We start from the raw sequence: 25,117 nt of genomic DNA on the forward strand, positions 1-25,117 counted from the left end.
TTTACAATGGACTGTATTAAATAAAATTGGATATTTTCGGGCATTTCAAATTCAAAAACCTCATCGGGCATTCCATCTTTTTTAGTGTGACCGAAGTACCCCAAAAACAAGGAAATCTAATTTCTCCCTTATTCCCAATAATGACGATTTCATCTTTTTGTGAGGTTTCACCAGTAGTAAAACACCAATTACCACTTCCTAATACACCGTTTTCAAAAGTAATATTTCCCAATACAATATCTTCAGCAGGATAATCTCCTGATTGGTTTGCTGCCACCCCATTAACCTCTTTCATCGGGCCAAAAAGGAAGTCCAAGTAATCCAATTGATGGGAGCCCAAATCATAAAAATATCCGCCTCCTGCTACTTCCGGATCTATTCTCCAATTGGATTCATCTTTGATTACATCTGGGTGCTTGGATTGATTAATTGTAATATGTACATACCTTGGATCACCAATAGCCCCTTCTTCAATTAGACTTTTAACTTTCAAGAAATTGGGGAGGGTCCGGCGATAATAAGCAACATACAATGGCAGGCCCGCATCCTCACAAACTTTTATCATTTCTAAACACTCAGCATGATTTCTAGCCATTGGCTTTTCAACATACACAGGCTTTCCAGCCTCAACAGCTTTTTTTGTTAGTTCCAAGTGGGAATTGGGAGGAGTAGCAATATATACTGCATTTACCTCCGGGTCGTTGATTAATTCATCTGCATCTGCATACCATTTTGGTATTCCATGCCTCTCTGCGTAATCTTTAGCCTTTTCAGCATTCCTACGCATCACGGCAACTACTGATGAATCAGTTACTTTATTCATTGCAGGGGCACTTTTTTCTCACATACACTCCCTGCTCCAATCACTCCCCAACGTACATTACTTGAGTTAAATCTCTTCATATATAATAATTCGCCTTAATTATTAATTGTTGCTAAATTTATAAAAATCCTATTTTCTACTTATTACTTTAAGTGTCCCTCTATTTTGACGGTGTTTTGATTTCTCGGGTCATATTCAAAATTAGTTTTTTTTTGACAAAAGCCGTGGTGTGAATGCTAAACCTTATCTATTTTTTGGTCAAGTTACCCTATTCAAGTAAGAACGGTATTGATTTTTCACCTGCAATTGCTTGAACCTAAAATTTGTAATTAACATCTATACCATTTACTTGGTGAAACTAACCTAAAAGATACCCTTACTTCAACCTTGTCCTGATTCTACCATAGAAATGGAGAGTACTTCAACCCTATAATTACGGTTATAATCCAAATTTATACCATTCGGTGGTTCATGATCTTTTATTGTTAAAAAATATCGTTAAAACCCTTTGTTTCAAATACATTATTACGTTCAATAGTTAACCTTTGGAAGGTTATTTAAAATAAAAAATATTCACATCCCTTCAATTAAGAATGTGCATTTCAATACTTAAGTTACTTGTTGCATGCTTTTATAGGCCTAAATTCCCTTTAAGCGCCCACCATTTGTAAGGTGAAACTCAACCAAATTGAGGTAAATTTAGATTTGGATCAATACTTTCATTGGAGTTTTGCATAGCTTCCCAAGAAACAGGCTCACCTTTTTCAGCTGCCATCCTACCCAAAATTGCAGTATAGGTAGAAGTCGCACCTGAGGCTGATTCATTTAAGAATTTACCTGAATTTATACTTCCTATGAAACTTTTGACTTTATTTTCATTGGAATCATGCAAAGAGGAAGTAAAAACTCCAGCCGCACGTTGGCTTCGATCTTCGTTGGCACTTTCATGTCGAATCACTCCAGAATCCCAAGCCTGCTCTCCATCTATAAATACACCTCCGCTATAATGGGCCGTTGCGATTCCTTTGCTACCAATAAAACGAGCGCAAACATCTCCAAAAGTAGGTCCCAACTGCGTTGAATGAAAACTCACCCTGATATTGTCTGGATATTTATAAATCACTTGATAATTGTTCCAAGCATCACCAAAAGCATCGTTGTGATCTCTACCTCCAGAACCCATGGCCATAATAGGTTTTCTTTGCAAGGCCCAACTACAAACATCAAGCATATGGATTCCTTGGTCCAATAGAATCCCTCCAGACAGGGATCTAAAATGAAACTGGTTACGAATCATTGCCTCTGATTTAGACATATTGTCTATAGGTTTAAGTGGAAGTCCTGAAGCAAGGTAATACAATTGAGCCGTTACCACATCTCCTATAGCCCCCTCCTGGACTCTCTTAACCATCTCTTGGTAGGCAGTGGCATGTCGGATTTGGAAACCCACGACCATACTCAATTTCCCGTTAATGGTACTTCCAGCTTTCTCTATTCGCTTTACCCCTGCTACATCTATAGCTACAGGTTTTTCACAGTAAATGTGTTTTCCTGCTGCAATAGCAGCTTCTACAAATTCAGGATGGGTATAGGCTGGTGACGAGATTAATACCGCTTCCACCTCATTATTGTTTAAAAGCTCCATATAAGCTTTCGACCCTTGGTAAATGTTTTTGGATCAATTTCCCCAAATCCCTTGTCCTTATTTAGTCCGTCCAGTTTTTCTTTGGCCACTTTAAGCTGGTCATCAAACAGATCAGCCATCGCCATGATATTAACATTTGTATGTTTTGACATCGCAGTGATTACAGATGTCCCTCTATTTCCACAACCGATTATACCAAGCTGAACTGCTGAATTGGCTTTTGTGCCAAAAACCGTACTTGGTTTCAAAATTGTAATGGCAGATACTGCTGCCGCGCCTTTAATAAAAGACCTTCTTTCTATTTTCGTCATTTGGTGGTTTGTTTATCTTGTTTTTGTAAAAATCTAGAGATTAACTGATAATATCATGAACGACATGCCCACTTACATCTGTAAGCCTAAATCGCCTTCCCTGGTGTTTGAAAATTAATTTTTCATGGTCCACTCCCAGCAAGTGGAGCATTGTTGCCTGAAAATCATGCACATGAACCGGATCTTTCACAATATTGTACCCAAATTCGCATGTTTCTCCGTGAGTGTACCCTTTTTTTACACCACCACCAGCCATCCACATGGTAAAACACCTTGGATGATGATCTCTTCCGTAATTGTCTAATGTTAATTTTCCTTGAGAATAATTGGTTCGACCGAATTCACCTCCCCATACCACTAGAGTATCTTCTAGCAATCCTCTTTGTTTTAAATCCATTACCAAAGCAGCACCTGCCTGATCTACACTTTTACTCATGATTTTAATGTCACGGGGTAAATTCCCATGTTGATCCCAGCCCTGATGGTAGAGTTGAATAAACTTGACATCTTTTTCTGCCAACCTTCTAGCCAAAAGGCAGTTGGCAGCAAATGTTCCAGGTTTCCTGGAATCTGGACCATACATGTCGTAAATATAATCCGGCTCATTTGATATATCCATTGTGTCAGGTACAGAGGACTGCATCCTGTAAGCCATTTCATATTGAGAAATCCTGGAATTGATTTCCGGATCCATCACTTTGTCATACTTTATATCATGAAGGTCCTTCAGTGCATCTAGCATCCTTCTACGGCTCTTAGCGCTTAGCCCATTGGGATTATTCAGATAAAGCACAGGGTCTTTTCCAGACCTAAACTGCACTCCCTGATGCAAAGATGGTAAAAACCCACTCCCCCATAATTTTGCATATAGCGGTTGGCCCCCAGCCTTGCCTCTCGAAAGTAAAACACAAAATTCAGGAAGGTTCTTATTGTCACTACCCAAACCATAACTTATCCAGGAGCCCATAGAAGGTCTACCACTTAACTGTGATCCAGTTTGAAAAAGGTAATGGCAGGATCATGGTTTATTGCCTCCGTGTGCATGGATTTCACAAAACACAATTCATCTACAATTTTTGCTGTATGTGGCATCAATTCACTTACCCAGGCACCACTTTGTCCATATTGAGCAAAATCAAACACTGAGCCGGCTAGAGGAAATGAATTTTGACTTGATGTCATACCTGTTAACCGTTGCCCAGCCCTTATTGATGCAGGCAACTCCTGACCAAAACGCTCATTTAGCAATGGTTTATAATCAAACAGTTCCATTTGGGAGGGACCTCCACTTTGAAAAAGAAAGATAACCCGCTTGGCTTTCGGTACTAAAGGAAGCCTGCCTAAGCCAGCCTCTTTATCAACTCCAATATTGGCCAGAAGATTTCCAGGATCCAATAAGGAAGACAGGGCCACACTTCCTAAACCTAGGCTAGTTTTAGTTAAAAACTGACGGCGATCCATATTTGGATCATGTAATAAACTCATATCCTTAATTTATTATTTCTAAACCCTATGCATTTCCAAGATAGTGTCTCCACTCGTTAAAATCTGCTTATCGTTTATAGATGGCTTCATCGTAATTCATTAAAGTGGAATTAACCAGCGTAAAGGCCGCCAATTTTTCCTTGGGTAGGCTATTATCTCTACCATATTCCCCAACTTGAAGCAAACTATCGGCCTCATGAGGAGTGCGTTGAAATTCAGCAAGCTCATTTTGGTACAATTCCTCCAAAATCATCAATTCCTTAGGTTCAGGGTTCCTGCTTGTGATTGCTCTAAAACCATATTTTAACTGATCTGAAGTCTCAACTCCTCCATCTATTAACATCTTTTCTGCGAGGACCCTAGAGGCTTCTATGTACTGGGGGCATTCATAAGTACTAGCGCCTGCAGTGGGGTATTGGTATTTTGCCTTTTGATGATACACACATATTTATCAGAAGCGTCAAAATTGATCATTGAAGGAGGAGGTGCACTTCGTTTCCAAATGGTATAAAGGCTTCTTCTGTACAAATTATCTCCTGTATCTTCAATGTATTCATTTGCATATTCAGCAGTCAACTCCCTCCATAGTCCCTTGGGTTGGTAAGGTTTCACACTTTCTCCACCAATTTTTGGAACTAATAAACCACTTGAAGCCAAAGCCTGATCCCGAACCATTTCTGCTGGAATACGGGAGGCATTGGCTCTTGAGAGCCATATATTTGAAGGATCTATTTCTCTAACATTCTCTTTTAGAATAGATGATTGCTGATAAGTAGCTGAGCTTACCATCAATTTAAGTAATTGCTTAAGATCCCATCCTGACTCCATGAAATTTACTGCAAGCCAATCTAATAATTCAGGGTGAGAAGGAAACTCACCTTGGTTTCCAAAGTCATCAGGTGTTGCTACGATCCCTCTTCCAAAGATCATTTCCCAATATTGATTGACCACTACCCTAGCAGCTAATGGATTTTCTTTATGAAGAAGCCATTTGGCCAGTCCCAACCTATTTTTAGGAAGCTCTTCAGGAAAAGCAAACAATACGGCTGGAGTCTCTGGGAAAACCTGTTCAGTAGGGGCATCATAAACCCCTCTGTTTAGAATAAAAGTCTTTCTTTCTTCATTCCTCTCCCGCATAACCATGACTTCAGGCTTAGCGCTTAATAATTCGTTTTCTTTTTTCCGAAGTTTGTGCAAGGATTGTGTTTGATTTTGGTAATGTTGATTTACCACAGAAAAATAATAGTCCTGTAAAGCTATATTGTTTCCCTCCTTTAAATTGTTCAATATTGGGTCTTGGATTCCTGCCAACATTTGGGTTTCAATAGCTGTTAGTTTTCGATCGAAAACCCGGATTTCATCCACAAGGGAATGGTCTAATGTTTCTGCAAAATTGGTTCCTCGTTTTCCAATCTGTAAATTCCCAGGATGACCAATACCTCTTTTTTCTTTGCCATAGGCCAAAATACTTTGCTTCAAATGATCGGTAACAACCTTACGTCCTAGACGTTTCCCATTCATATAAATCTGCAAACCAGTAGCTTTACTTGATCCATCATAAGTCATAACAAGGTGAACCCATTCCCCTACTGGCACCTTTTCCTCGGTATGGACTTCAATGGCATTTGCTGGCCAAGTATGGCTCATCAAGCCGGCCAAACTTCCATCTTCTCTAATCAACAATTCGTAACCTCTAAAACCATTTGCAAAACCTCCGGTCTTGGAAAAAATCGGTCCATTTAAACTGTCCTCTATTGCTTTATACCATAAACTTATAGAAAAAGGGTCACTCCGTTCAAAATAAGCTATATCTGGACCTAAGTCAACATAACTATCCCCTACCAATTGTATTCCTTTGCCAAATTTCCCATCCACTGTCAATATCTCTTTGTCCTTTTGAATAACCACCATGTCTGCCGGCTTGTTCTTATTGGCTAAGTTTTTAAATTTATTATCCATTGGTTTATCAAGTGGATAATGCCCGATTTGGCCTTTTATAGTAAATTGAGAAGTTGATTGAGCATTCAGATTAGCCAACCATTTTTCAAAGGATTTTGAAGCCTGATTTTTAACACTATCAATAGTTGTTTCTTTTTTCCGAATTTCTTCATTGATATAGGCGATTTTTTTCTCCACCTCTTCATCGTCTTTCAGGATCAAGGTAGGGCTTGCATCACCTACATAAGGCACTTGACCCGTTTCATTGATATTGTTAAAAAATGCATATAACTGGAAATATTCCTTTTGAGAAATAGGGTCATATTTGTGGTCATGGCATCTAGCACACTCTGTAGACAATCCTAAAAATGCTTTACCAAGGGTATTGGTACGGTCAGCGACATATTCTACCCTATACTCCTCAGGAATAATCCCTCCTTCCTGGCTCTGTGGATGGTTGCGGTTAAATCCTGTTGCGAGAATTTGGTCATAAGTTGGGTTTGGCAATAGGTCTCCTGCCAATTGCCAGAGAATGAAATCATCATAGGATAAGTTTTCGTTGAATGCTTTTATTACCCAATCTCTCCAAGGCCACATATTCCTCATTCCATCATCTTGGTACCCATTAGAATCGGCATATCTGGCCAGGTCCAACCATTTAGAGGCCAACCTTTCGCCATAATGTGGGGATTCCAAGTATTTATCCACCAACTTTAGGTAAGCTTTTTGGAGTTATCGTTTAAAAAACTCTCCACTTCTTCCATGGAGGGTGGCAAACCAGTAAGGTCGAAAGAAAGTCTTCTGATCAGGGTTTCCTTGCTCGCTTTTTCTGATGGTTCCAGTCCTTTTGTAAGCATTTTAGCATAGACAAAATGGTCTATTTCATTTTCAGCCCATGACAAAGCTTTATCATCCAGGGTGGGGGTATGTGTTTTTTGAGGGGGAATAAAGGACCAGTGAGGCTTGTATTTGGCACCTTGTTCGATCCATCGAGTAATTAGTGCGATCTCCGTTTCAGAAAGTTTTAAGTTAGATTCAGCAGGTGGCATTTTCAGGTCTGCCTCTTCTGAAACTATCCGTAGGTAGACACCACTTTTCATAGGATTTCCAGGCACTAAAGCATAATGGTCTTTGTTCTCACCAATTAAGTCAAGTGCATCAGCTTCCACATCCAATCTTAAATTGGCCTCTCTTTTGTTGACATCCGGCCCATGGCAGGCAAAACACCGGTCAGACAAAATGGGTTTGATGTGTAAGTTAAAATCCACCATTTCTGGTAATTGTTCTTCCACTTCTTCCGAAAACTCAATGGTCCGATTAAAAGGGACAACCCAAATAACAACCAAAAAATGGTTAAAAATATAGCTATTTTTAGTATAAGACCTTTGTTCATTTTTGACACGATTGACAAAATTATTCTTTCTAATATACGAATTGCCTTTATATTTTTTAATGAAAATGTCACGACCTGAAGTATTTGTGTTTGTAAGGACAATGCACAAAACTTCCGGTCATGACAATTATTATCCGATAAGCAAATAATCGATCTTAATACTTAACGGGTATAAATCCATGCGGATAATTATTTACCAACCTGGATTTTGTTCTAAATTTTTATTGAAAGAAATTTCATTGTCTGGAATTGGCAATAGGTTGTGTCTATCTTCATAGCCATTTGGAAATTTTACTTCAATCAAACCTCCATCAGCAGCCTTAATATCTACAGGATAAAGGTCTTGACCAATTTTCCATCTTTTAATATCAGCCCATAAAATTCCTTCTCCAAAAACTCAACAACGCGCTCATGTCTTAACTTCTCTCTGGCAGCCTCTTGAGAAAGATCAGTTGGCAAAGAAGTAATTGTAACATCGGTTCGTTCCGTTCTTATTCTATTGATAATGCCAATGGCTTCAGGTATATTTTGATTGGTCTCAATAAGCGCCTCAGCTTTTGCCAGTAACACATCAGCATATCGTAATACGATAAAATTCAATGGTGAAACCCTAGGACTAAGTAAAGGAATTCCTTCTCCAACATTTTTTCGTAATCCAAATCCTACCCTTTGTCCTGTATGATTAGGAACTTCTGAAGGATATAACCTTCCCTCAAAAGTTGCTCCAGGCCTTAATATCGAAAAATCCAATCTTGGATCCCTTCCCTCAAACTCATTGTTAGGATCAACGGCTGAACCATCGATCATTTCATATTCGTCTATAATATGTTGTGTAGGTGCAGGATCACTCGCTCCTGCGGCAGCCACACCACCTGGAAGGGCCAACCAAGCAAAGAAATTTCCCTGACCTTGTTCACCAGCTATGTACTGAATATCAAATAAAACCTCTTCATTGTTCTCATTGTCCAACTTAAAGAGTCCTTCATAGCTTGGAAATAAATCATACATTCCCAAGGCATCAATTTGCTCGACCATCTGCAAGACCTCAGTGTATTTATTTTGATACAAATAAGCCCTCATTTTCATACCCAATGCAGCACCTTTGGTAACCCTACCCAATTCATAGCTTACAGGTTCTGAATTTTGAATCGCTATATCATAATCTGAAATGGCCTGAGCCCATGTCTCTTCAAGGGTATTTCTACTTAGTTCGGTTACTTCCTGAGTATTTAACTTGGTTAATATGATGGGCACACCACCATAAGCATCCGCTAATAATGCATAAGCAATTCCTCTGAGAAAGTGTACCTCCCCCAAATAAGTGGCTTTTTTATCTGCAGGAAGATCAACATTTTCTAAATTGGCAATAAAATCATTGGAGAAATTAATGATCCTATAGCACATCGTCCATCGCTCATCTACTAAACCGCCTGTAGTACTTGCTGTAATTGAACCGTTACCAATTTGCTTTTCCAAACCATTCCAGTGGGCCCACTGGTAAGCATAGGGTGTGATGGCATCAAAAGTCGGCCCTGACCCATATACTCCTCTATGTTTCAAAACACTATAGATACCATTTAAAGCCAATTTAACATCATTTTCATTTTGCCAAAATGAAACCGTTGTAATCCTGTCTGTAGGATATACTGCAAGAAATTCCTCACCACAGCTACTAAAAAGAAGCATGCCCAGGACTACAAAATTTATTTTAAATATCTTTATCATTTTCATAATGCTTATAGATTAATATTGACACCAAGGGAAAGAATTTTTGGTAAAGGATAAAAATTATCCCCCGAATCAAACGTGTTTCTTTCGGGGTCAAATCCCTCATAGTCTTTGGACACTAACGAACCTATATTCTGGGCATTCCCATAAACATATAGTTTTTGAAGTCCAAGTCTTTCTGTTAAAGCAGAAGAGAAAGTATAACCCAACTGGATATTTCTGAGTTTAACAAATGAAATGTCGCTTACCCAATAAGAAGATGCTTCACTTCTCCACGTATCACTTATTGAAATCCTTGGTACTGTTGTACTTTTATTGTCAACCGTCCAGGCATCTCTCCATTTTTCAGTGATTGTTCCTCCGGAAATTCCCAAAGGTTGGGTCCAGGCATTCTGGGTATAAACATTTGCCCCAGCTATTCCCATGATCACAGTACTTAAATCAAAACCTTTATAATTAACACTTGGTGTAATACCAAAAGTGTATTTAGGGATGGTATTCCCCAAAGCCATTTTATCCTCAAAACCCAGACGACCATCATTGTTAACATCTTCATATTTCAATTCACCTGCTTGTGGAATATACCCATTGGCAGACATGTGTTCTGATGCTTCCTGGTCAGTTTGGTAAATCCCTATGGCTTTATAACCATACAATTCACGGTAGGAAAACCCTTCGCGAATCAGGTACAATTGATCTGGTGAATTTTCTCTGAATTTGGTTACCTGATTTGCGATATAGGTCATGTTGACGCCAATATTATAACCTACATCATCTCTATCTTTAGCCAACTTTGAGTAATTGATATTAAATTCAAAACCATTGTTGGTCATTTCTCCTACGTTTTCAAAAGGTGCACTTACCCCCCGAGAATTGATGGTATAGGCAATTGAACTATGATATCGTTCGTCGTTTTCATGAAGTAATCTGCTTCTACAAAAATCCTATTGTCTAACAAACCAAATTCAACTCCCAAATCTGTTGTTACCGAAGTTTCCCATCCAATTCTCTCATCCACAAGAGCCGTTATCCCTGCACCAGGTGCAAAACTTCCAGAAAAATTGTAGCTAAGTCCATTCGTTTGATTTACCACAGCTAGGTATGGCCAGTAGGAATTAATATTCTGATTTCCCAGTTGCCCCCAAGAAGCTCGTATTTTAAGGTCTGAAATTAAATTTTGGCTTTTCATAAAGGCTTCTTCACCTAGTCTCCAACCTGCTGAAAATGCCGGAAATACACCCCATCGATAGTCTTCTTTAAACCTAGAACTACCATCAGCTCTAAGATTCATTTCAAATAGATACTTGTCTGATAAGGCGTAATTTACACGGCCAAAATAGGACATCATTCTGAGTTCACTCATGTTTCCATTGGCTTGGAAACCTGCGGTTCCGGCATCGACTTGTATCATTCCCTCCTTAGGTGGATCTGACCTTCTACCATAAACGTCTTTGATAACAGTGCTCTCAATTTGAATACCAGCAATGGCAGAGATATTATGAATTTCATTAAAGGTTTTGTTAAAGTTCAAGGTAGAGAATAAGGTGTTATAATTGCTTTGAACGTTCTCTCTACTAGCCTCCAAAATGGTAAGGTAATCCAGGTTTTTTCCTTCTACCCCTGTATTGGTATATCCATAAACCAAATTGTTGTGTCGGTCTCTCAAATTACTATTGTACTGTGAAGTAAAATTGGCCTTCAAAGTCAAGTAATCAGTGAAATCAATGTCTGCAAAAACATTCATTTTGAAAAAATTGTTTTCTGTGAGAGAAAGCCCATTGGCTGTTTCTATTAATGGATTTCTATTGCCTACAATTGTATTTCCACTGCTGTTAATTGCCTGGACAGACCCAAATCTACCGTCTTCAGTATATGGCGCTGTAAAAGGATAGCCACCATTGGCGAAAATATACATCATTCGTCCTATGTTAAATGGTTCTTCAGATGATTTTTTGATACCATTAATACGACCACCGATGGTTAACCAGTCTTTTAATTTCGATTCCAGATTTAAAGTAAGTCCGTATCTACTTGAATTGGAATTAAGCATAATTCCATCCTGATTAAGGTAGTTCATGGATACATAAAACTTGGTCTGCTCTGAGCCACCTTTAACAGATACATTGTGTTCTGTAATGGGAGCCTTTCTAAACACTTCATCAAAGAAATTGGTATTGGGATAAACGTATGGATCACTTCCGTTTTTAAAATCGTTTATCACTGACTCAGGAAACAATGCGCTACCTCCTTGATTGGCTAAGGCCTGGTTCCACATCCCCATATATTCCGCACTATTTTCTATAATATTATAGCGCCTTCCAAGACTTTGCTGCCCAACATAACTACCTATATTCACACTGGTCCTTTCTCCAAATTTCCCCGATTTAAGGGTAATTAAAACCACTCCATTTGCTGCTCTAGATCCATAAATGGCAGAACTAGCAGCATCCTTCAATACCGTCATACTTTCGATATCATTAGGATTGATTTCATTTATTGAAGCCTCTACGCCATCTACAAGTATCAATGGATTTGAATTGTTTAATGTACCCCATCCTCTAACACGAATTTGGGCACCATCACTCCCGGGTTTTCCTGAGTTTTGACTTATCCAAACACCCGGCACCTGTCCACTTAATGCCTGAGAAGCATTGGTAATTGGCCTGTTCTGAAGCTCCTCATCAAAGTTAACTGAAGAAACTGCACCCGTTAAGTTTTCTCTTTTTTGGGTGCCATAACCTACTACCACCACCTCATCTAGAGAAGAGGTATCTTCTAGTAAAGTAATGTTAACAATACTTTGGTCGGAAATCTGGATCCTTTGGGAAACAAATCCAATAAATGAAAAAACTAATGTTTCTCCTTTATCTACATTTACCATATATTTTCCGTCCAAATCGGTGGCAGTGCCTCTACCTGTGCCGGGTACAGATATTGTAACTCCAGGTATTGGTTCACCATTTATATCCACAACCGTACCGATAATTTCAACTCTTAGTGATTCCTTAATAGATTGTAATTTTTTTGAAGTGGAATTGTTACCGTACCCGAAATGGGATATCATTAGAAATGCAATTAAAAAATATAGGCTTGCAATGGCTTTCTTAGTGGGGAGATAAAAACCCCAACAACTTTCAATTGATGCTTTTTTCATTGATTTGTGGTTTAGTGAATAAATTATTTAATTAATATTAAAATAAATTTATGCCATATCTTAATTTACATCTATTTAATTAAATAGCAATTAACAATACTACTATTTTTTAAAATATTATATATATTTTAAAAAATTTCTTTTTAATTTACATTTTCATTAATTACACTTACCTAGGGTATGAATACTATAATAAAAATCACCAATTTTACCATAAATAAATTTCAACAAACTGGGCTTTCAACAAAAATTATTCACCACAGAATTATTCAATGATGTCCATGATCAAGAAAAAATCATAATTCTACTATAATTTACGATTGCTTTATTTTCTTCTTACTAATATTGCTCCCCCCATCCAAAATTCACTTTCATTTCTGATTGTATACCCGTATATTTTCACGCAATATTAAACTCAAAATAACCCATGAATTCATTCCTCTTGTCTCTGAAAATTTTTGCTTTTTCATTATTGTTAGGGAACAACAGTTTTGCTCAACCTACTGAGGTCACATCTGACTTGGTTTATCCAACTACTTTTATTCATCCGGGAATCTTACAGAACCAAGCAGATTTGGATTATATGAAATCACAAATCCTTAAAGGAGAAGAACCTTGGAAAACAGCCTTTGAAAATCTTCAAAAAGAGGCAAATTTCAATTTTAAAGTACAAGCGTTCACCCATGTTGTAAGAGGTTCTTATGGACGCCAAGGGCAAGGACATAAGGAGCTTTCAGCAAGCGCAAAAGAGGCATATAGGCAAGCCTTACTTTGGTATGTGAAAGGTGAAGCGTCTCATGCGGAAAAAGCCATTCAAATCATTAATGCTTGGTCTGAGCGATTATGGGACTTCGATGACAACGATGCGAAACTAATAGCAGCACTAACCGGTCAACACTTCTTAAACGCTGCAGAAATATTAAGGCATAGCAATTCGGGTTGGGCTCCGGAAGAAATTCAAAAATTTGAACAATTAATGCTTACCGTATTTTATCCTTATATCAGGGACTTTTTCACAGAAGCCAACGGAAACTGGGATGCTGCCATGATCAATACCATGTTAGGAATAGGTATTTTCACAGACCGACCAGATATATTTAAAAGGGCCGTCAATCGTTATTTCTGGGGACCAAATAATGGCGGTATTACCAAATACATATACCCCAATGGCCAAATTCAAGAAACAACCAGAGACTGGCCCCATGTTCAATTGGGTTTAGGTGAGTTTGCAAAAGCAGCACAAATTGCATGGACCCAAGGGGTAGATTTATATGGAGTGGCGGATAACCGACTAGCTCTGGGTTTTGAATACACAGCAAAATATATGCTTGGTGAGGAAGTACCTGTTTACGGAGACATTTCTACGAGAGGAAGAGGTGAATTCAGAGACATTTATGAGTCCGTTTTTTCGCATTACACCAACGTGAAAAAAATAGCCATGCCTTATACCAAAGAAGCCGTTGCTTTTACACGGACAAACTCTACTTGGGGATTTTTAGTAGCTCAAAGAGCGCCGGTTCAACTATCAGCAATACCCGAAAATGTAAATGGTCCTTTGGAAAATGCCCGAGAACAAACTGGTGCAAGGAATAGTCTAAATCAATTGAATGAAGATGAATTCATAAAGGTAAAACCAGGACAATCCATTCAGAAGGCTATTGATAATGGAAGCAAAACTGGGAAAAAGATCTTACTCGAAAAAGGCCAACATTTTTTAAAGGAATCCTTAAAATTACCGAGCAACATCCATTTGGAAGGCTTCGGTTTAGCAACCATTCTTTTACTTGAAGAGAAAGTAAGTGGCCTTACCGTGGGTAACCTAAACCCTGTGGCTGAAAACATTACATTGAAGAATTTTGTGATTGAAGGGAGGGAAAGTGCCCAACCAGAATATGACCCTAACCAGGGAAGAAGGACGCGAGCCAGGCAATCAGCTCCTCGAAGAGAAGGCCTGGTTTTGGCTGCTGATTTAATAAACCAAATCCGAAACATTCACCTTGAAAACCTAACGGTAAGAAACTTCACCAAAAATGGTGTATCACTCCGCGGAGCTCAAAGAGTGACTATCGTTAATTGTGATTTTAGCGATAATGGTTCTAATGTCGTTCCGGGTAAAGGACTTCATCATAACTTGCATCTTTTTCAATCGAGCAATGTCAATATTTCCAAAAGCCGATTTAGTAATTCACCTTGGGGCTCAGGTATTATGGCGAGCCTTTGTGAAAACATCAAAATCGTCAACAACGAAAGTAGCCGTAACAAACGCGATGGAATCCAAGTTAATGAATCTCGTTCTGTGGAAATTAAATACAACCTCTTGGAAGGCAATGACCGCAACGGTTTGCACTTCGAAAATCTTTTAAGGGAAATAGTCAATTAACCATCGCTCAAAATACCATTCGAACAAATGGGGAAATGGGAGTCAATTCTCCTGATAACCAAACACAAAAGAGAAATTATAATTTTATTCAACACAATAAAATTCATGCTTCTACCTCCCTTCCGAATAACCATTTTCTGAGCAAATGGAAGAAGGTCTCAGAAAAACTGAACCTTCCTCAAGAAGTACAAGTCAATGGTGCAAACCCTTTACTAGCTGCTAGGTATTTACTGGAATATTTTAGGCATAGAAAAGGGTTAGCTCATCCTTCAGACAACAACAATTATAATGAAATCCCTTCTTCCAAGGATTATACCTATGCCGAAAATGCTTTAAAACATGTGATGGTAGGTCAACCTGCCTATCCCTCCTTTTTCGTAGGTAGGGATATCAATTGGGAAAGCCAACCGGTAAAAGATAAAGAATGGGTATGGCAACTTAACAGAATGGTGTTTTGGCAAAGTATGGGAAAAGTATACAAAGACCAGGGAGATGAAAAGTATGCCAGGGAATGGAACAAACAACTTATAGACTGGGTAATTAAAAATCCAAGAGACGATAGGCATCAACTGGCTTGGCGGTCTATAGAAGCCGGTATTAGGGGAAACCGATGGACTCATCTATTCAATTATTTTCTTCATTCTCCAAATTTCAGTCCTGAGGCACTGGTATTTTACCTCAGCAGCATATTTGATCATGCTGACTACTTAATGACCAAATATAGTTCAGGTAGCAATTGGGCTTTGATGGAGGCTGAAGGAATGGCTTTTATCGCCATGACATTCCCTGAATTTAAAGATTCAGACTTATGGCTAACAGAAGCGATTAAACGTTTTAACAACGAGATTCATGAACAGGTATATCCTGATGGTCACCAAAGGGAATTGGCATTCGGATATCATATGGGAAGCATCAGTTGGTTTTTAAGAACCTATGAGTTGGCCCAAATGAATAATAAAGCTGATCTTTTTTCTGAAGATTACTTGAAAATGATTGAGAAAATGACTGAAGTGCCAATGAAGCTTGCATTTCCGAATGGTACCACCCCTCAATTTGGAGATGCATGGACTGGAGAGCCCGGCCAATATTACAATAAATTGGAAACTTGGGCAAAACTCTTTGACAGAGAAGATTTCCTTTATGTGGCAACAGAAGGAAAAAAGGAATTAAACCCAATCAGACAGCATATGCCTTCCCCCAGAGTGGTTTGTATTCCGTTCGAAGCTCTTGGGACCCTGAAGCCATAGCCATGGTAATAAAGTGTGGACCCAATGGAGGTGGTCATAGCCAACCTGACAACAATACCTTCTCTCTATATGCCGGAGGGAGAAATTTAACGCCTGATTCAGGGAGTTTTATTTATAGTGGTGATCCTGAAGGAAGAGCTTGGTTCAGGCAAAGCAAAGTACATCAAACCTTAACTTTGGACGGGAAAAATATAAATTATGCCCCCAAATTATTACTATGGAAACCCGGAGAAAAGCACGATATTTTAGTAGTAGAAAACCAAAATTATGAGGGAATGGCCCACCGTAGAGCGGTAATTTTCTACAACAAATCATTTTTTATTCTAGTGGATGAGGCCATTGGAAATGAGAAAGGTTTACTCGATTTAAATTTTCAACTCGCCCCCGGTAAGGTATCAATTGACAAAGAAAACCTTGCGGTCCAAACTTTATTTGAAGAGGGTTATAACCTTTCTATTAAAGCCCATGAAATGTCAAAACTGGACTTGGAAAGGCAAGAAGGACAAGTTTCTTTTGTTTACACAGTTAAAGTGCCTCGTCCGGCATTTTCATTTAGTAAAGAATGGGATGGTAAAAAAAATGGAATGCGATTTATTACGAGCTTGGTGCCTTTTCAAGGGAAAACACCCCCACAACTAGATATTAAATTGGGATCAAAGACAAAAATTGGTAGTAATAAGGTAACGTTAGAAATATTTATAAATGGAGAAAAAGAAACCCTTAGCTACCACTTCTAATAAATATTGGAGCCATTAATAGACATTAACGTTGTTAGCGTTTTCTCTACAATCCACTTGACGATACTTATTATTAGCTGATGTTTCTGTTTAATCGATAATCCCAAAATATGCAATAGCCAATCCTTTAAGTGGAAAAATCCTAATACCATAATCCAGGTTAAAAAAATGCCCCTTTGGCTTTTATTAAGACAAGGGGCATTTTTATACTAACGAAGGAATTTTAAATCACATTTCAAACACTATTATGATCAAATCCCTACCGACCAAAATTATTAATATCCATCATTTTGAGGGAATTCATTTTTTGTCCTGTCAATTTGACTTTGAGGAATTGGTCGTAGATTATGGTACTCTTTGATATTAGCCGCTCCATTTGGATTGTACATTTTAACCCTTTCTACAAGTTTTCCTGTTCTTTTCAAATCAGGCCATCTATGCAATTCTCCGGCGAGTTCTCTTCCTCTTTCATCAAGAATCATATCAATATCCAATTCATCAGGAGTGATCAAAGGAATTTCTTCCCCACCCGGAAATTCCGCTCTTTTTCTCAAAATATTGAAATAGTAGGTGGCTTCATCCAGCTTGCCCTGCATCATCAAAGCCTCAGCTGCGATTAAGTAAGTTTCACCCAAACGCATGTACATATAATCTCTACCATTGTTTCGTAGATAAGGGTAACGGTGTTTTTGAACAGTTGGAGAATAAACGTCATTCCTATCTTCAATAATTACCAAAGTATAAGGAGCTGCATCAATTTGTTCTTGGGTAAATTCCCTTCGAATAGGGTCATTGGTAAACCAAGCCGCAGTGTCACCTATAGAAAATCCTTCAGGAACATTAGGCTCATCATTGTAAAGCCAAGCTTCCTTGAAAGTCACACTATAACGAGAATCATTTCTGATATGCAAGCCTTCATTCCTGTAATCATTCCCAAATAAGGTGGTCAAGGTAAAATCAGTTGGCCAGAATCGGGCAATCCCAACATGGTACATATCATCACCAATTAAACCTGGAAGTAACCATTGTCTAGGACCCAAAAACCTTTGAAGCTCATTTCCCGGATTGTTTACTTCTGTGTCATCACCCCATTGTACCGACCAAATCACTTCCTCATGTCTTTGATTAAAAGGATCGAATACATCAGCGTAGTTGTCCAACAATCGATGTCTTCCACCTTCAATTACCTGAATTGCTAACTCAGATGCTTTCTCCCAATTACCTATGGTAAGATAAACTTTAGCCAAATGATTGGTAGCTGCATCATAGGTAGGTCTACCATACTGCACTTGTTCTAAAGGAAGGTGCTCCATTCCATATTCCAAATCCGCAATAATGGCTGCATACACTTCCTCTTCTGAGGTTCTGTAGGCTTCCAATTCTACTCCTGTTGTTTCCTCTAAGGTTAAATGAATGGGGCCAAAATGTTGTACTAAAACAAAATAATAGTGAGCACGTAAAAATTTTGCCTCAGCTATTTTTTCCAATTTAGTCGTTTCATTCATCCCTTCTATTCCATCTGCTCTGGATATTACTGTGTTGGCATAGTTGATACCTGCATAGAAATGCTCCCAAACCAACACATCACCTGAAGGAGAAAGTACTGTAGAGGGATTTAAACCCGGTCCATAATTATCCCACTCAGAGTTATAACTTTGACCTTCCATGAACATATCCGTTCCAAAAAGGTTCATTAATAGTCCGGGTTCACGTCCATAATACCACCTTAAAGGCACATATGCTCCAACCAAAGCTTCATCTAATCCTTCTGCTGTCGAAAATTGAACATCAGCAACAGTATCTGTAATCATATTTTCTGTCAAGTCAGCACAACTTATGCAAGTACTGAAGACAGCCAATCCAAGTATATATTTTATTATTGATTTCATCTTTTAGACATTAGTGGTTTTAAAATCCAAGTTCAATACCGAACAAAATGGTTCTGTAATTTGGCATATCAAGATCTCTTGCCCCTTCAGGATCAAGTCCCGGAAATGAGGTGAAAGTAAAAGGATTCTGTACTCCGGAATAAATTCTGGATTTACGTAAACCCCATCGATCCAAAAGCTTATCAGGAAGACTATAACCTAGTGTTATGTTTCTCACCCTAACAAAACTTGCATCAAAATACCCCATAGGTGTAGAATAATCATGGCCTCTTACCCGAGGTTGAGGGTATTCATCGCTTGGATTATCCGGTGTCCAATAATCCACGTCTCTAGAATTCAGGTTATACCCTCGACGAAGGTTAAGCATACCTCCGAGAGAAGTTCCACCAGCCTCACTGAAAATATTTATCCCCTGAGTGGTATAAATGAAAAAAGCAAAATCAAAATTATTATAAGTAATTCTATTGTTTAAACTACCTGTCCAACTAGGAACATCAGACCCTAATAAGATCCTATCGTCAGCACCTATTCTACCATCATTGTTGATGTCATTCAATTTCATATCACCTGGGCTTGCACCATATGAAGTGGCTAAATCTCTTTCGGACTCCTGCCAAATACCGATAAATTCCCAGTCATAATACACATTGATAGGTTGTCCAATAAACCATAAGTTACCCGGATCATCTTCTTTTCCACCATATAATTCAGTAATTTCATTTTTATTGGCATGGAAAACAAAATCTGTGGTCCACTTAAATCCACCCGGTCTTTTGGCTTCTACATTCACTACCGAGACATTAAATTCAATCCCTCTGTTTCGGGTTGCACCAACATTTTCTAAGGTACTTGCAAAACCTGAGGTTGGAGGCAATTGTCTGTTCATAAGCAAATCAATTGTTCTTTGCTGATAAACCCCGAATGTACCCATCACACGGCTGTTCCATAGAGAGAAATCTACCCCTATATCTATTTGTCTGGTCCTTTCCCATCTCAATTCAGAGTTGGCCAATTCCGCACTTTGAAATCCATAAACAGATTGGTCTCCAAACGCATAACCGGCTCTTTGCACCCTTCCTTGAGTTTGGTATGGATCAATACCTGTGTTACCTACATCACCATAACTTCCACGAAGTTTTAATTCATCAAATGTTGAATTGTTTGCCATAAAACCTTCCTTATCCAACAGCCAAGCCAAGGCCATGGATGGAAAAAGACCATATTTATTTCCTTCAGCTAATCTAGAGGAACCATCTACCCTTCCTGTCATGGTCACGATGTACTTATCCTTCATTGAATAATTCAAACGAAGCATATATGACTCAAGTGCCCACTCACTTAGATAGGAGCTTCTAGAAGTTGTTTCTTCAGCTGTTCCAATATTATGATAACGTTGTTGTTCGAAAGGTAACCCCCTTACAGAAACGCCAGAACCTGTTTCTCTAAAGTTCTGCACACTGTACAATCCAGTTGCTCTAATTTTATGATCTGTACCTATGTCTTTGGAATAGTTAACAATGTTTTCATACAGAATATTACTTGTTTTGCTATTGGCAACACTAGCAGTAGAAGTTTGCCAAGTATGGGTTCCCCTGTCATAGTAGGTCAAATCCGGCGCAAAATTAAATCGATAACTCAAACCTTCGATTATATCCGCTTCAGCATATATATTGGTAATAATACGTGTTCTGTCTCTTCTATCAATGTATACATCTCTATCCAATGCTAAGGTTGGAAAACTCTCTCCTACTGCAAATTCACTAGTTAAAGCTCCTTCCGCTCTTGCCGGCCAATCCAAAGGACTTCTCAGAATAATACTTCCAAAATCACCACCTTGGTATTCCTCACTAGTTGTTACTTGAGCAGATACTCCGGCCCTGAACCTATCACTGACTTCTTGATCTAAGTTTAGTCTTCCCACGAAACGAGAGAAATCATTGTTTGAAACAATAGATTTATGGTCCAAATAGGTACCTGATATAGCATATTTGGTATCTTCTGTTCCACCCCTTACGCTTAACTGATGATTTTGTTGAAAACCTGTCTTAAACGCTTCTTCCTGCCAGTCTGTATCTACACCATTTCGGATACCTTCTAATTCCCAATCCAAAAACAAAGCTTCATCCGTGGTATAAGACCCTTGTTGTCTGGCCGCATCTCGCTGCATCTCAGTAAAGGTCTCCGCATCCATCAAATCTACCTTATTTGCAATATTTTGAATCCCTGCAAAAGCACTGTATTCAATTTGTGTTCCTCCTGAATAACCTCTTCTAGTAGTGATCAAAACAACTCCATTCGAACCCCTAGATCCATAAATAGCAGTAGCGGAGGCATCTTTAAGAATTTCTATGGATTCAATATCAGATGGGTTAATGTCCATTAAGTTACCGGCAATTGGAATTCCATCCATAACGATCAAAGGATCATTTCCTGCAACCAAAGATCGTGCACCCCTAATCCTTACCGTGGCGCCGGCTCCAGGTCTATAACTATCTGCCACCACATCTACACCTGCAGCCCTACCCTGTAGCAAGCTTTCGAAAGAATAAGTGGGTTCGCTTACAATATCTTGTCTACCAATAGAAGCAATAGAACCGGTGATCTCCCTTCGTTCTACTGAACCATAACCAACCACAACGAACTCTTCCAAAGCAGACTCATCTTCCGACAAGGTGATATTTAATTTGGTTTGGTTTCCTACCTCTACCTTTAGCGACTCATAGCCAATAAATGAAACTAATAAAACCGCACCAGAAGGTGCATCAATGGAAAAATTACCATCTAAATCTGTAGCAGTACCAATCCCTGTTCCTTCCACCAAAATGGTGGCTCCTGGTATTGGACTTCCATTTTCATCAACAATGGTACCGGTGATAATTTTCATAACATCAGCTAACTCCGCAGAATGATCTGCCGGCGTCTTATCGGCAACAGTAATGGTGTGATTTATCTGTTTGAATACTAGGTTGCTATTCCTTGAAATTTCTTCAAGTATAGCTTCAACATTCGATTTTCCCAGATCAATATTCAAAACATCATCCTTCCTTAGCGCATTTTCATACACAAAGTTAAAATCAGTTTGGCGTTCTATCTGATCGAAAATGTCAACCAAAGTTTCGGCTTCAGGAGAAAGAACGACCTTGGCCTCTTTCATTATTTGGGCATCTGAATTATATGCCCAACCTACCCCTAAGCCTAAATAAAATAGGCAAGCAATGGAAAATATCCGCATAGTAATCCTCATAAAAAGGATGAGTAACTTTTTTCATAATTTTGTAATGGTTAAATGTAATTCATTTTTAAATGAATTGCTTTTCTATAGTGGCGCTACTTCGACCTAGCGCCACTTTTAGCAATTCCCTTTTTTCACTTTTAATTGTTTTCCGTTTATCTCATAGGCAATTCCTGTAGCGTATTTAATTGATTCCATAATATCTTCTAGGGTCATTCGGGTATAACTGCCGGTTACCTGACAGTTCATATTTTCATCATTTAATTCAACAGATTCTAAACCATACCATTCAGATAACACTGAAAACACTTCATTGATAGGAGTTTTGTCAAAAATTATTTTGCCATTGATCCATGCAAACTTTTTATCAGGATTAATGCGCTGTTTCTTACCTAAACCTATCCCCTCCTTATAAGTCAACTGCTCATTGGCAATTAAAAAATCACTTTCTGTAGCTTTTTCTTTATTGGCTTCTGACACTTTAACCTTACCTTCTTTTACAGCTACGGTCTGTAGTTTACCCTCGTATGCGCTAACGGTGAAAGCTGTCCCCAATACCCTTGTTTCTAACCCCTCTGTAACCACCACAAAAGGGTTTGCTGAATCTTTCTCCACATCAAAAAATGCCTCTCCTTTTAAAAATACTTTTCTATTGGCTGAAAATTGCTTGCTTATTTTTACTTTACTATTCCCATTTAAAAAAATTTTAGATCCATCCGGCAACGTAAGTTGGCGCCTTACCCTCGTGGATTTACAAATTCTTCAAAACGTTCTTCCACCACAGTTTCCATTACTGGCTCAGTAAGATTTTTGTTGTTATAAACCTCAAACATTCCGATAAAGACAATTACAACTGCAGCTGCCCACCCAATCCAACTGAAATCAACTTTATACCTTGGCTTTGGTGCAATAGCAGCTCTTAATTTGTCTAAATTTTTCTCTTTTCTGGAATCAAAATCTATCTCCTCTGAGGTTTCAAGATTTTCATACCATTCATTCAAGATCAATCTTTCCTCAGGACTTAGATCTCCTTCTAGTTCCTTCTTGATAAGCCGCAAAATATGATTTGGGAAATTCATAATATCTCTTCTATATATACTAAGTGTCAATAAACTTAAAACACTACCTAAAAAAATGGAATTTTTTTAAATTTTTATTAAAAATACTTATTGGGGCTAACATTATAATGGATAATACCTGAAAATTTTACAGATATCGAAAGAATAAAACTAAAAAATTCAAAATTTTATATTGAATTTTTAATTAACCAAAAAGATAATTCTTAATTTCTGCCCTGATAAAAAGTAAGGACATGTGAATTTTATTGTGCACTGTTTGTGGAGCGATCTGTAATTTTGAAGCTATTTCTTTTGTTGAAAGCTGATTAATCCTACTAAGTTTAAAAGTTTCTCTTTGCCCTTTGGGTAATTTATTAATGGCAACCTCAATTTTTTCGTATAATTCTTCAAATTCCAAGATACTGGGGGCTTCGGATTTAATTTGAACCTCATCAATCCCTGCAATATCACATAATACCTTCCTTTTATAAATAACCCGGTAAACTTTGTATTTTACAGCTGTGAGCAAATACACTTTGAGGTCTTTTTGAATGGAAAGGGATTTTCTGTTATTCCATAGGGTTAAAAAATATCTTGCACCAAATCTTCCGCTTCTGAAGAGTCCCCTAGTTTGGCATATGCTTGCCTTACTAATCGCTCCCAATATTTATTGTATATGGCTTCGAATGCTTTCACATTGTCCATGGCCATAGCTTTTAACAACAGTACATCGGAATCTTTCATTTTATTATTTAGCAGGATAAATAACACTACACCCTTCGAATTTATGGGAACATTTTCTAGTTTCCAATTAAGCATTCCATTTCAAAGGAGAAATTTTAATAATTTAATGGTTTTTTAACAATAAAATTATCTAGTATTTTCTTAAAAACATCCCCCTACCCGGCCAATTATATAACTAAACCTCTTAATAATAAAATTATTTTTATTCACTATAAATTATAAGGTTAGTAAGTAATGTTAGGACCGCTATTCCAATTAAGTTTAAGGTTTTACAAGCAGACAAACTTATTGATTGCTATTGATTTACAGGTGACAATTCTTTTTTCTTTTAGCTAAAAGAAGTAGTAGGCAATATTTGGGTAGGTTATGAATTAACTTCTTAAGTCGAAATTAATCTCATTTAAGTAGTAAATTCTCTAAAATGCTTCAGTAAGTTTGCTTAATGTAAATTAGGGAAAAATAATAGAAAGTTCACAGAAGCTATGGAAAAAGAAGTGAAGGAAATCGGAAAAAAATAAAATTGAGAAGGAATTGGTGATAAAAGTTTCTAAAATGAAACCTGTTATTAAGCCAACTATACCTCATCGACATGAGGGGTACCATGAACTGATATTTTTAAGTAAGGGATCCGGTTACCACGTAGTAGATGACATCAAGCATGAAGTCCGCCCTCCTGTTGGATTTTATTTAAATCTTGGACAAGTCCACTGTTGGGACTTTTCTAAAATCCCTGAAGGTTTTGTGGTGATGTTTAAAGAAGAAGCACTCGCCAACTATCCTTCTGCTTTGGACAACTTATTTCGTCTACATAATAAGTTTAATCTTCCAAGGCAGGAATTTAATTTAATGGACCAACTTAACCTATTTTATAGAGATTTTAAAGCCAATGAACCCTTGGAGCTGCTGTCGGCTCACCTCAATACACTTATTTTAAAAACACTCTACCTCCCAGCGGTAAAAGACCAAGTCCACCCAAGCTTTGTGAGTGAATTTAGTAGGTTAAAAAACTTCTGAATGAAAATTTTTTAAAATTGAGAACGGTAGAAGAGTATGCTAATCTTATGAAAATAAGTAGTAGAAAATTAAATCAAATTTGTCAGGCAGCTGCCGGTTGTAATGCCATTGAAATCATCAAAGAAAAACTCTTAATTGAATCCAAAAACTTGCTAACACATACCAATCTCCCTGTTACAGAAGTTGCTTATCAATTGAATTTTTCTGACGCTTCCAACTTCATAAAGTTCTTTAAATCTCAAACTACTTTGACCCCATTAGAGTATCGTTCCCGATTATTGGCCTAAATTCACCATTATTGGTAAAAATCTACCGCAGTATTGGCTATTTTCCTTACTT

Annotated in this window: 18 protein-coding genes and 3 pseudogenes; 5 read left to right on the forward strand and 16 right to left on the reverse strand. The window is 38.0% G+C overall.

The genetic code is table 11. The features are described 5' to 3' along the window. Positions 1 to 16 precede the first annotated feature (16 nt). The 10 genes and pseudogenes from WG932_RS07945 to WG932_RS07990 all read right to left on the reverse strand — a co-directional run bounded on the left by WG932_RS07945 (position 17) and on the right by WG932_RS07990 (position 12,477). Complete coding sequence (locus tag WG932_RS07945) at positions 17 to 823, reverse strand: Gfo/Idh/MocA family protein (protein ID WP_483087568.1); 807 nt, start codon at positions 821 to 823, stop codon at positions 17 to 19. A 679-nt stretch (positions 824 to 1,502) separates the two neighbouring features. Then, positions 1,503 to 2,468, reverse strand: a complete 966-nt coding sequence (locus tag WG932_RS07950; RefSeq protein WP_483087569.1) for a Gfo/Idh/MocA family protein — start codon at positions 2,466 to 2,468, stop codon at positions 1,503 to 1,505. Then, positions 2,456 to 2,779 carry a hypothetical protein gene (locus tag WG932_RS07955; protein ID WP_483087570.1) on the reverse strand — a complete coding sequence of 108 codons (324 nt, stop codon included), beginning with the start codon at positions 2,777 to 2,779 and terminating at the stop codon, positions 2,456 to 2,458. Before WG932_RS07955 ends, WG932_RS07950 begins: the two co-directional genes overlap by 13 nt. Before the next feature lie 40 nt (positions 2,780 to 2,819). Continuing rightward, a pseudogene (locus tag WG932_RS07960) lies at positions 2,820 to 4,264 on the reverse strand (DUF1501 domain-containing protein). Positions 4,265 to 4,331: 67 nt separating this feature from the next. Beyond that, complete coding sequence (locus WG932_RS07965; RefSeq protein ID WP_483087571.1) at positions 4,332 to 4,607, reverse strand: hypothetical protein; 276 nt, start codon at positions 4,605 to 4,607, stop codon at positions 4,332 to 4,334. 26 nt (positions 4,608 to 4,633) lie between these two features. Then, the gene (locus WG932_RS07970; RefSeq protein WP_483088598.1) at positions 4,634 to 6,223 is read right to left on the reverse strand and encodes a DUF1553 domain-containing protein; all 1,590 of its coding nucleotides are present in this window, start codon (positions 6,221 to 6,223) and stop codon (positions 4,634 to 4,636) included. A gap of 303 nt (positions 6,224 to 6,526) precedes the next feature. Beyond that, a pseudogene (locus tag WG932_RS07975) lies at positions 6,527 to 7,473 on the reverse strand (DUF1549 domain-containing protein); the annotation flags it as partial. A 315-nt stretch (positions 7,474 to 7,788) separates the two neighbouring features. Further along, positions 7,789 to 9,326 (reverse strand): annotated as a pseudogene (locus tag WG932_RS07980) (RagB/SusD family nutrient uptake outer membrane protein). A gap of 5 nt (positions 9,327 to 9,331) precedes the next feature. Next, positions 9,332 to 10,156 carry a hypothetical protein gene (locus tag WG932_RS07985; protein WP_483087572.1) on the reverse strand — a complete coding sequence of 275 codons (825 nt, stop codon included), beginning with the start codon at positions 10,154 to 10,156 and terminating at the stop codon, positions 9,332 to 9,334. 26 nt (positions 10,157 to 10,182) lie between these two features. After that, positions 10,183 to 12,477, reverse strand: a complete 2,295-nt coding sequence (locus WG932_RS07990) for a SusC/RagA family TonB-linked outer membrane protein (protein WP_483087573.1) — start codon at positions 12,475 to 12,477, stop codon at positions 10,183 to 10,185. A 427-nt stretch (positions 12,478 to 12,904) separates the two neighbouring features. Here WG932_RS07990 and WG932_RS07995 point away from each other — a divergent pair, with 427 nt between their 5' ends. The 3 genes from WG932_RS07995 to WG932_RS08005 are packed head-to-tail and all read left to right on the forward strand — an operon-like array spanning position 12,905 to position 16,841. Beyond that, positions 12,905 to 14,857: an alginate lyase family protein gene (locus WG932_RS07995; protein ID WP_483087574.1), complete on the forward strand. Its 1,953-nt coding sequence runs from the start codon at positions 12,905 to 12,907 to the stop codon at positions 14,855 to 14,857. A 35-nt stretch (positions 14,858 to 14,892) separates the two neighbouring features. Further along, positions 14,893 to 16,104, forward strand: coding sequence for a heparinase II/III family protein (locus tag WG932_RS08000; RefSeq protein WP_483087575.1), 1,212 nt, complete (start codon positions 14,893 to 14,895; stop codon positions 16,102 to 16,104). Then, positions 16,065 to 16,841, forward strand: a complete 777-nt coding sequence (locus WG932_RS08005; protein WP_483087576.1) for a heparinase II/III family protein — start codon at positions 16,065 to 16,067, stop codon at positions 16,839 to 16,841. Before WG932_RS08000 ends, WG932_RS08005 begins: the two co-directional genes overlap by 40 nt. A 275-nt stretch (positions 16,842 to 17,116) precedes the next feature. On the opposite strand, the gene WG932_RS08010 is transcribed toward WG932_RS08005, so the two are convergent. The 6 genes from WG932_RS08010 to WG932_RS08035 form a co-directional block, all read right to left on the reverse strand. Beyond that, positions 17,117 to 18,730 carry a RagB/SusD family nutrient uptake outer membrane protein gene (locus WG932_RS08010; protein WP_014022703.1) on the reverse strand — a complete coding sequence of 538 codons (1,614 nt, stop codon included), beginning with the start codon at positions 18,728 to 18,730 and terminating at the stop codon, positions 17,117 to 17,119. A 19-nt stretch (positions 18,731 to 18,749) separates the two neighbouring features. After that, a complete protein-coding gene (locus WG932_RS08015; RefSeq protein ID WP_483087577.1) occupies positions 18,750 to 21,884 on the reverse strand; it encodes a SusC/RagA family TonB-linked outer membrane protein in 3,135 nt (1,044 codons plus the stop codon). Positions 21,885 to 22,079: 195 nt separating this feature from the next. After that, complete coding sequence (locus WG932_RS08020) at positions 22,080 to 22,685, reverse strand: FecR family protein (RefSeq protein WP_483087578.1); 606 nt, start codon at positions 22,683 to 22,685, stop codon at positions 22,080 to 22,082. 14 nt (positions 22,686 to 22,699) lie between these two features. Beyond that, positions 22,700 to 23,041 (reverse strand): hypothetical protein, encoded by a 342-nt coding sequence (locus tag WG932_RS08025; protein ID WP_483087579.1) that lies wholly within the window; start codon positions 23,039 to 23,041, stop codon positions 22,700 to 22,702. A 184-nt stretch (positions 23,042 to 23,225) separates the two neighbouring features. Next, entirely contained in the window at positions 23,226 to 23,555 is a 330-nt protein-coding gene (locus tag WG932_RS08030; protein ID WP_483087580.1) for a sigma factor-like helix-turn-helix DNA-binding protein, read from the reverse strand. A gap of 47 nt (positions 23,556 to 23,602) precedes the next feature. Next, complete coding sequence (locus WG932_RS08035) at positions 23,603 to 23,764, reverse strand: RNA polymerase sigma factor (protein ID WP_483087581.1); 162 nt, start codon at positions 23,762 to 23,764, stop codon at positions 23,603 to 23,605. Between the two features lie 552 nt (positions 23,765 to 24,316). Here WG932_RS08035 and WG932_RS08040 point away from each other — a divergent pair. Both WG932_RS08040 and WG932_RS08045 read left to right on the forward strand, forming a co-directional pair. Then, positions 24,317 to 24,778 carry a cupin domain-containing protein gene (locus tag WG932_RS08040; protein WP_483087582.1) on the forward strand — a complete coding sequence of 154 codons (462 nt, stop codon included), beginning with the start codon at positions 24,317 to 24,319 and terminating at the stop codon, positions 24,776 to 24,778. A gap of 17 nt (positions 24,779 to 24,795) precedes the next feature. Next, the gene (locus WG932_RS08045; RefSeq protein WP_483087583.1) at positions 24,796 to 25,065 is read left to right on the forward strand and encodes a helix-turn-helix domain-containing protein; all 270 of its coding nucleotides are present in this window, start codon (positions 24,796 to 24,798) and stop codon (positions 25,063 to 25,065) included. Positions 25,066 to 25,117 lie beyond the last annotated feature (52 nt).

This window comes from Cyclobacterium sp. SOCE241, from assembly GCF_056867545.1.